Origin of the sequence: Hydrogenovibrio sp. (assembly GCF_049975065.1) — a bacterium.
Taxonomy (GTDB): domain Bacteria; phylum Pseudomonadota; class Gammaproteobacteria; order Thiomicrospirales; family Thiomicrospiraceae; genus Hydrogenovibrio.
In genome coordinates, this window is sequence record NZ_JBNGDN010000052.1 from 5912 (window position 1) to 14211 (window position 8300).

The following is an 8300-nucleotide window of genomic DNA, read 5'->3' on the forward strand; positions in this document are numbered from 1 at the left end:
GGGTCTATTTTTGGTTGCATTTGAGCGTTCATTTCAGACGCACGCCCAGCCGATGGGTGTGAGGCCAGCATTTCGGTCACGCCATACTTCTGGCACAGCACTCGCACCAAGGTCTCATCCGGCCCGGTGACCAGCGCCCGAAAGTCAGAGTGCTCCAACAGATCGTGCACCAAATTCCCAAAGTGTGCGCCCCTTGGTAACATCGCAAGCGGCGTTTTTTGGGGCGATTGTGTCGCCATCTGCGTTGCCATCTGAGCCGCCATTTCGTCAGCCGCCTCCTGCTCCGATTCCAGTGCGATTTCATCCTCCGCTTTGCCTCTGGCATCTTCCTGAACCTGGTCTTGACGGGCTTGGCTTAAACGGGAAAAGCTGGTCAGTCGATAGCGGGTATCCAAGCGACGCGAAAATTCAGCGAGGCGTTCAAAATCCAAATCCGCACCATCGGAAGCGCTGTAGCCTTGCAATGCCTCAGAATCCAGCAAGGCCATCGTCTCCACCGCGATGGTCTCCACCGCGGGCACACCGTCCGGCAACAAGCGGCTTAAACTGGAACCGTCTGACTTTTTACCCCCCAACTGCGGCGGCATGACCACCACACAGGCGTCTTCCGCGCGTGTCAAAGCCACATAGGTCAAACGCAAGTCCTCCGCCTGCAAATCTTCTTCTGCCAAGCGTTTTAGCGCCTCCTTACCCGCCGCATCGGCACTGACTTGCCAGTGCCCGTTGATTTTGACTTTATGGGCTTTTGTGCGGGAATTCGGTTTTTTGGGCTTGTACAAATCCGGACAATAGACCACGGGATACTGCAACCCTTTGGCGGCATGAATGGTCACCACCTGCACGGCCTTGGCGTCGCTTTCCAGCCGCAATTCCGTGGCCTCCGTTGAACCTTCCTGCATGGCATTTTCCAAAGCGTGGAGTGTCTGAATCGGTGTTAAAACCTCATCCAAAACCGTCTGCTGAAGCCACTCCATACAATGGAGCAAGTTGGTGATGCGTCGCTCCGCATAGGGCAAACGGCTGATGGTTTGAAAAGCGTCCTGCCGTTCAAAAAAGTCCATCATCGCAGGCATAAACCCTTTATCCAGCCAGACATCGTGCGCATGGCTGAGGGACAACATCCACTGCTCCAGAAAGGCACTGTCGCTTTGCAGCACTTGAAAATACGCCTGTGCCGTGAGACCAAACAAAGGTTCGCTCAAGGCTTCTTGCGCCAACTGAAGGCGGCTGGGCTGCAAGACCGCCCGCATGACTCGGCGCAAGGTGTTCGCTTCTTCCGTCTGAAACACCGATTGTTTGGACTTGACCACCGCCGGAATGCCGAGCTGCCCCAAGGCGTTCAAAGTGGCTTCGGCCCGGCTATGGCTGCGCACCAACACGGCAAAGTCACCGGGGCGGCGTTGACCGCTGTGCAATTGCTGCAAAATATCCTGGCACACATTGCGCTGAATCAACGCATCTTGCGCTTCCGCACTGCGTTTGCTTTCGGGATCCGGCCACTCCCAAGCCCTGAATGGGCATTGTTCAACCGGCTTGACATCGGCATCGACCAGGCCTGGGCGAACCGGATGAAATGCCAGTCCGTCCATTTGAAACGGCTGCGGCACTTGCGAAAAGAGCGCATTCACGGCCTCGACCAGCCTCGGCCTGGAGCGCCAGTTATGCGCCAGCGTTAACTTGACATCGGCGGAACGCGCCGCCGCCAGATAGGTGTCAATGTCGGCACCGCGAAAACGGTAAATCGCCTGTTTGGGGTCGCCAATCAAATACAGATAGTGCGCACCCGTGGCAAAAAACGCCTTAAAAATCCGCCACTGATCGGCGTCCGTGTCTTGAAACTCATCAATCAACGCGGCTTGATAGCGTGACTGCATGGCGTTGACAATCGGGGGGCGTTGCGTTTCGTCTTTCAGCAAATTGGCCAGATTCAACACCAGATCGTTAAAGCCAATTAAACCTTGCTGCGCCTGACGCGCTTTCAATTCTTTCAGGTAATAGGCTCGACAGGCTTTTTTATAACCGGCTTCCAGTAAAGGCTCCGCCTCCGTCAAAGCTGCATAAGCGTCGCTGGGGGGCTGCATCTCCGCTTGAAAGGCCTGCCAGAACTGATCGCGCTGTTCTTCCAAGGTCTGATCTTTGGCCGTCCATTTCCCTTTGGCTTTAGACACCATATTCAAAAATGCGGTTTTATCCAGAAATTTGCCATAATCTTTGTCAAACGCCGCCAGCGCGGTATCAAATGCCTTAACCAGTACCGATTGATGCTGTTGCCGCCATTTCACCAGGCCTGGTAAAACGCTTTGTCGCCAGGCGGTGAGCCTTGGTGCGTGTTGTTCATAGGTTTGCCAAAGGGTGTCGATATCCGCCGGCGGATCGGGTACCAACGTCACCTCATCGTCCCCCACCGCTTGCAGCCAATCGTACAAAGCTTGGGGCGAGCTGAGTGTCTTTTTCAACAGGCGTGCACGCGATGGCGGCAACTCATAGACCTGCTGACGCCAGAAATCCTGCACCACCTGCATTTTCAGGTCGCGCAAATCATCGGTCACTTCCAGTTTAAACGCCTGCTGGCTCTCCAGCGGAAACTCGGTCAACACCCGCTGACAAAAGCTGTGAATGGTGAAAATACCGGCCTGATCAATATTGGCCAGCGCATTGGTGAGCCGTTGTTTGTCCTCAACAACCGTGTCTTGGCGGGTGGCAATCCAGCGTTGCAGCGTTTCGTCATTCTCTGGCGGTTGGTCATAGGCTTGACGGGCTTTGTAAAGCTGGCGGCGAATCCGCTCTTTGAGTTCCTCCGTGGCCGCTTTGGTAAAGGTGACGGTGAGGATTTGGTCAATTTCCAACCCTTCTTCAACCACCAGACGCAGCACCAGATACGAAATCGAGTAGGTTTTTCCGGTGCCGGCACTGGCTTCAATACGGGTAATGCCCGGCACGAATGGTTGCGCAATCGGGTCAAATTCGCGTTCGCTCATAGCGCATCTCCTTGGTGGTCGTCTTGGTCTTGAAACAGCGCATGTATCGGCTCCAGCAACGCCAGTGTCGTTGACTGGGCCTGCTCCGACCAAATAGCATCGAAGTCCATCCCCTGCGTCAATCGGATAATGGTTTCATCGGTTCGGTTGTTGTAATCCGATTTCTCGCGCGCGTCTTTAAACACTTTGTGCGCCGCTTGGCGGGCCGCCTCCAGACGCATTTGCGCCACCTCTTCTTCCGGCTTGCCTTTGGAACCCTTAGGCGCTTTTTTGTCATTGAATGAGGTCAGATAGGCCCAACCCAATTCCGGCCAGTAGGGCGTCGGTGCTTGATGGGCCCTGACATAGCATTCAACCCAAGTGTCCAATGACAGAGGTGTGGTCGCCGTCAAGGCAACCTGTTGCAATTCGCGTTTGTCATTAAGCCCCAAAAGATGAACATTTTGCCCCGTCAGGGCTTGCGTCAAGGCGGCCTGAATAAAGTCTTTCGGTTTCAATTTTGCATAACGCGCTCGCAGAAACCCCTGTTCATAGCCTTGTGATAAACTGCCCTCCAATCGGAAACCGTTGATTGGCACGCTCAACCATTCCGGTGCTTGACGAGCGCCCAATTGCAGCGCCGCAATGGCCTCGACCATGTCCACTATGTGTGGCAGGGTGTCGTCCAGCGTAATCGCCCCCATCGCGCCACTTGGCCATTGGCCAGAAGCGATGACATCCACTTTGACCGCTTCCACGGATTCCCCACGACACAACGCCTGCAGAATATTTTGTTCGATGTGATACCGCTCTAACCCGGCCACCTCAAAGGACTCATGCGCGGCCATTTCCGCTTCAACCTCCGACAAACGCAACCCCAAACGCTTTTGCACAAACCATTTTTGCGGTTCCCCGGCAAAAAACAGAAAATCCGCCAAATCAATCACGGAGCCTTCATAACCCGGCAGCGGCTGACCGTCTTGAAACCATAAGGGGTGCGACAAGGTTTTTTGCTGCAAGGCTTGCGCGGTCTGTTGCGCCGCAGCATCAAAGGTTTGCAAGCCGGAGTCGGCTCGAAAGTACTCCACCGAAAACGCCTGTAAAGGATGCTTTAGCGGAAAATGCGATTCATCATACGCCAACTCATCCAGCAACTCTTGCAGCACCACCGAGGGCGGAATGTCCTGCGGTTTTTTCTGGGATTGACCGATGTAACTGAGGTACAGCGTTTGACGCGCCGATAGGATCAGTTCCAAAAACTGATAGCGGTCGTCCACCCGAGTGGAGCGGTCGCCTAATTGAAAATCGTCGGCCATTAAATCAAAGCTGGGGCGGCGGTCTTGACGTGGAAACTCGCCTTCATTCAAACCGAGCACCGCCACCACTTTAAAGGGGATGCTGCGCATCGGCAGCATGGAGCAAAAGGTCAGTTGACCGGCCATAAACCCTTGGGCACTTTTCTGCTCGGCGACGGATTCATCCAACCAGGCCAGCAGCGACGCCAGGTCATAGGTTTCAGTCGTATCCACTTCCGCCAGAATTTCCAGGGTGTGATACAACCCTTGAACGTCGGGGCTTTGCACATCGAACAGGGTTTCAATCAAGCCCATTAGCCATTCCCGCCAGGCCTGCGGCGACCTTTCCCGCGCACTGGATTCGGCGTAATGGAAAAGCACACGGCGCACAAAAACATCCAGCTTGGCCAAGAGCTGGCCTTGTGCGCCCTCAATCGACACCGTTTGATCTTGCATGGCAAATCCCAGCATCATCTGCCGTAAGCCCGCATCCCAAGTGTTCTGCACCAAAGAGGGAAGCCCCAGTTGCGCTTTGTGTTCGGCCGATCGTCCCCAGCGGGTGTGAGTTTGCTCAATCCAGCTTTGCAACTGATCCAGGTCTCGATCGGACAAGGCCAGGCGTTGCCGGATGGGCGAGCGCTCAAGCAGATCCATGACCACCGGCCATTCAAACCGACCGCCGAGCATTTGCAGCAGCGCCACCAAGGCGTCGTAGACTTCATTTCCGTCTCGGGTACTTTTGTCCGCTATCGCAAACGGCAAGCGGGCTTCCCGAAACACCGTTTCGATAAACGGCTCGTAGTCGGCGATATTCGGTGCCATCACCACCAGATCGCGCAATTGCAAGCTGGGATCGTCTTGCAAGGTTTTCAGCAAAAAGTCTTTCAGCACCTGCATTTCGCGCATACGCGAATGACAGGAAACGCATTGAATGCTGGCATCCGTCAAGGCCACCCGACCCGTCGCCCAGTTCTCGCGAATGCTGGCCTGCAGTTGCGCCAGCGCCGTATCGGCCTCTTCTTCAAAGCTGTCAAACTCCCAGTCAAAATCGGCGTGCTCCACCAGAAGTTGATGAAAATCCCGCCCCTGCTGCCCCAGCAACGACAACAAGGGATGATTCGTCGCCTCGGCCGCCTGCGGCACTGTGTCCACAAAGACCCCCATCACCTTATCCCGCTTGGCTTCGGCACGGCTTCGCAAATCGGCCCAATAGCCATCGGTCGGCTGAGTGACATAAAGGTGCACATCCGTGTGTTTGGACAAGGCCTGAAGCACCTGCACAAACACCACTGGCATCGCGTGAATGCCGAACACACTGATGCGCTTCGGCAGGCCATGCGCACTGGGAAGCGACGGTGACTGCAGTGCCTCGATCAAAAACTGCCAGGCCTGACCGATATGATGCGTCTCCCCCAGCTTTTGCAACACCGCCCGCCACACTTTTAACGACCAATGGCTTGGCGACGTCTCATCCATCCAGGCAGGGCGAAACACTTGATATTGGTCAAACAGTTGGGTGAGCTGTTGCGCCAGTTGAAAACGTTTTTTCGCGGCTTGTTCACCTTGCAGATACCGTCGCACCTCATCAAACCCCTCGGGCGAGGCCGTCACCCAATCGCGCAACACCGCATCCACCGTCCACACCAAACGCTCTCGGGAAAAAGCCGCTGGCTTCAAATCTCGATCCGGGCAAACGGTTTGTGCAATTTCATTGAAAAAACGATTCGGCAATAACAATTGGTAATTGGCCATGACACCAAATTTGTGCGACAACTGCTGCAGCAACCAACGCTCCATGCCCGGCGATTGAATCAAAAAGATGTCTGGATCAAACGGTGACGGCAAAGGCTGCGCCAACACCAGAGCCAAGTGTTCCAGCAGGTTTTCGGTCTTATTGGAGGTGTGCAGTGTAAAGGCCATACAAAGTTTCCTGATTTGGCGGTTTCTTGACTGAGTTCCGGCGCGGCGCGGATAAGGCGTTTTGCCAGGCCTGGTGAATTCGCAGAATCGTTACTCAATGGTTAAGCGCCAATGATTCGGCGATTCAATTCGTGCGTTTAGACCCATTCACCACGGGTTGACGATGGCGAACGGACGGTAGCATTTTAACCCATTCAACAAGGCGAAAAGCAAAGAGCCTACACTATTTTGCTCACAAACTTGAGTGAAAACTTGCCGTAAATGATTTAACCCGTAAACGCTAAGAATTCATCTTGAATTCAAGAGCCTTTATTTTAAGGCTGAAAGCATTTGATGTCTCCTAAATGGTATGCAAAGTAAACTTTTCAAACCATAAGCAACGTATGTACGGTTTTACATACCATTTTGCATACCATTTTTTTAAGATTAAATGAAATTGAATGACATCAATGGAGACTAAGTGAGACAGACAAAAGGCCGCAAAGCCGCTTGGCATAAGGGTTATAGACATAAAAAAAGCCCACTTGAAATCAAGTGGGCTTTAGGAAATGGTGGCTACACCGTTCTGACAACATCCAGTAACTGTAGGGGTTGCTAAAACTAAAGGGGATTTTTACCCCACTTTCAACCCCACTAAAGTCTGCGCTTATGTGACAAAAATTGAGACATCGTGCGACATAATTTACCACTCGTTAGAATCTAACACCGTGTTGACTAAAACTTCGGCATGATACGTTTCATAAACCCATCAAACAAAGGCACCGTAAAGGCCGTGTCACCATGTGAAGGACTATAAATCATCCCTTTGAGAATCAACCTTGCACGAATAGGGGCAACGGCAGACGCACCCTTACCCAATAATTCAGAAATATCACTGGAACGATGCGGCCCCTCTCCCAGCTCAGCCATCGCACGCATATAGCGTTTTTCAGCTGGAGTTAGGCGGTCAAACCGAACCCTAAAGAAACTGTCATCCAACTCTGACAATGCGACATCGGTTGCATTCAAAGCATCCTGTTTCTGTATAGGTGAAGCCTCAGCTAAATCCCAGACATGCTTTCCCCACTCCTGAATAAAATAGGGATAGCCTTTCGTTTGCGCAATAATTTCATTAATCGCGTCATCGGTAATTTCGGTAGACTCCTGATGCAATGGAATCTGAATAGCTTGTTTTGCAGATTCGTTATCGAGCGCACCTATGGATACAAACTCAAACAGGCGTTCGGCATAAGACTTGGCTTTGCCCATTTGGCCTAACAATTGAGGCAAGCCCGCCCCTACCAAGGTAATCGGCAATTGTTTTTGGCTCGCGCGATGTAAAGCTGTTATCAAGGCAGCTAATTGCTCCTCAGGAACATACTGCAATTCATCAATCACCAATACAATCGGCTTTTTATGATGTTTTGCAGATTCACCCACATTCACAATTAAGTCAGTAAGGTCACTTTCAAAGTCGCCGCTATCGGCTAAACCTTCCTCAAAATCGAAGTCGATGTTTACCTCAACATCGTCAAAGCGAACCTTAGCAGCCTTAATAAACCCAGCCAATGCACTTTTTGCATTATTGAGTGAGCTTGTCATCACAGCCTTGGCTTGTTTAAGCTTGCTCATTTTAATCAAGGCCGTACGCAGTGCCGGACCCAACATGGCAGGCAATGAGCGATCTTCAGGCGCTTCAATGATGACCGTCATGTAACCTTCTTGTTCTGCTATATCAGTGAGCTTATACAGCAGTACCGTTTTACCAACACCTCGCAAACCATACAACACTACGCTACGCGCAGCACGACCCGCCGCGATACGATGCAGAGAAATCGTAGCTCGATCAATAATATCGTCACGACCCGCCAGCTCAGGCGGAGGCGTACCCGCACCCGGCGCAAAAGGATTGTAGCGAGGATCCATAAAACCCACCTTTAACAAAATATAGATCAATTAACAGATTTTGTTAATTATAGCCAATTTTGATATAAAATTAAAGCATTAGAGGCCAGCATGCGTCGGCGTAGAAACTGTCATGACAATACGATCGCATAAAGGCTTTTTCCTACTCTTTAAGCGCGAGAAGTGGACTGTCAACCCTTTTTCGTACACAAAGACGCCCATTTTTTATCTAGCTTTTGCATAG

General features: G+C 52.2%; 3 protein-coding genes. All 3 read right to left on the reverse strand.

Features of this window, described 5'->3' with window-relative positions:
* On the reverse strand, positions 1 to 2978 hold a 2978-nt coding region (locus tag ACP5D0_RS07100; RefSeq protein ID WP_472364969.1), incomplete at its 3' end, for a UvrD-helicase domain-containing protein.
* The gene (gene recC / locus ACP5D0_RS07105; protein ID WP_472364970.1) at positions 2975 to 6172 is read right to left on the reverse strand and encodes an exodeoxyribonuclease V subunit gamma; all 3198 of its coding nucleotides are present in this window, start codon (positions 6170 to 6172) and stop codon (positions 2975 to 2977) included. The genes ACP5D0_RS07100 and recC, both read right to left, overlap by 4 nt.
* 714 nt (positions 6173 to 6886) lie before the next feature.
* Complete coding sequence (locus ACP5D0_RS07110; protein ID WP_472364971.1) at positions 6887 to 8077, reverse strand: ATP-binding protein; 1191 nt, start codon at positions 8075 to 8077, stop codon at positions 6887 to 6889.
* Between the last annotated feature and the right edge of the window lie 223 nt (positions 8078 to 8300).

Excerpts from the sequence above, each read along its gene's own strand:
- recC (WP_472364970.1), bottom strand. The coding sequence starts at position 6,172 with ATGGCCTTTACACTGCACACCTCCAATAAGACCGAAAACCTGCTGGAA.
- ACP5D0_RS07110 (WP_472364971.1), bottom strand. The coding sequence starts at position 8,077 with ATGGATCCTCGCTACAATCCTTTTGCGCCGGGTGCGGGTACGCCTCCG.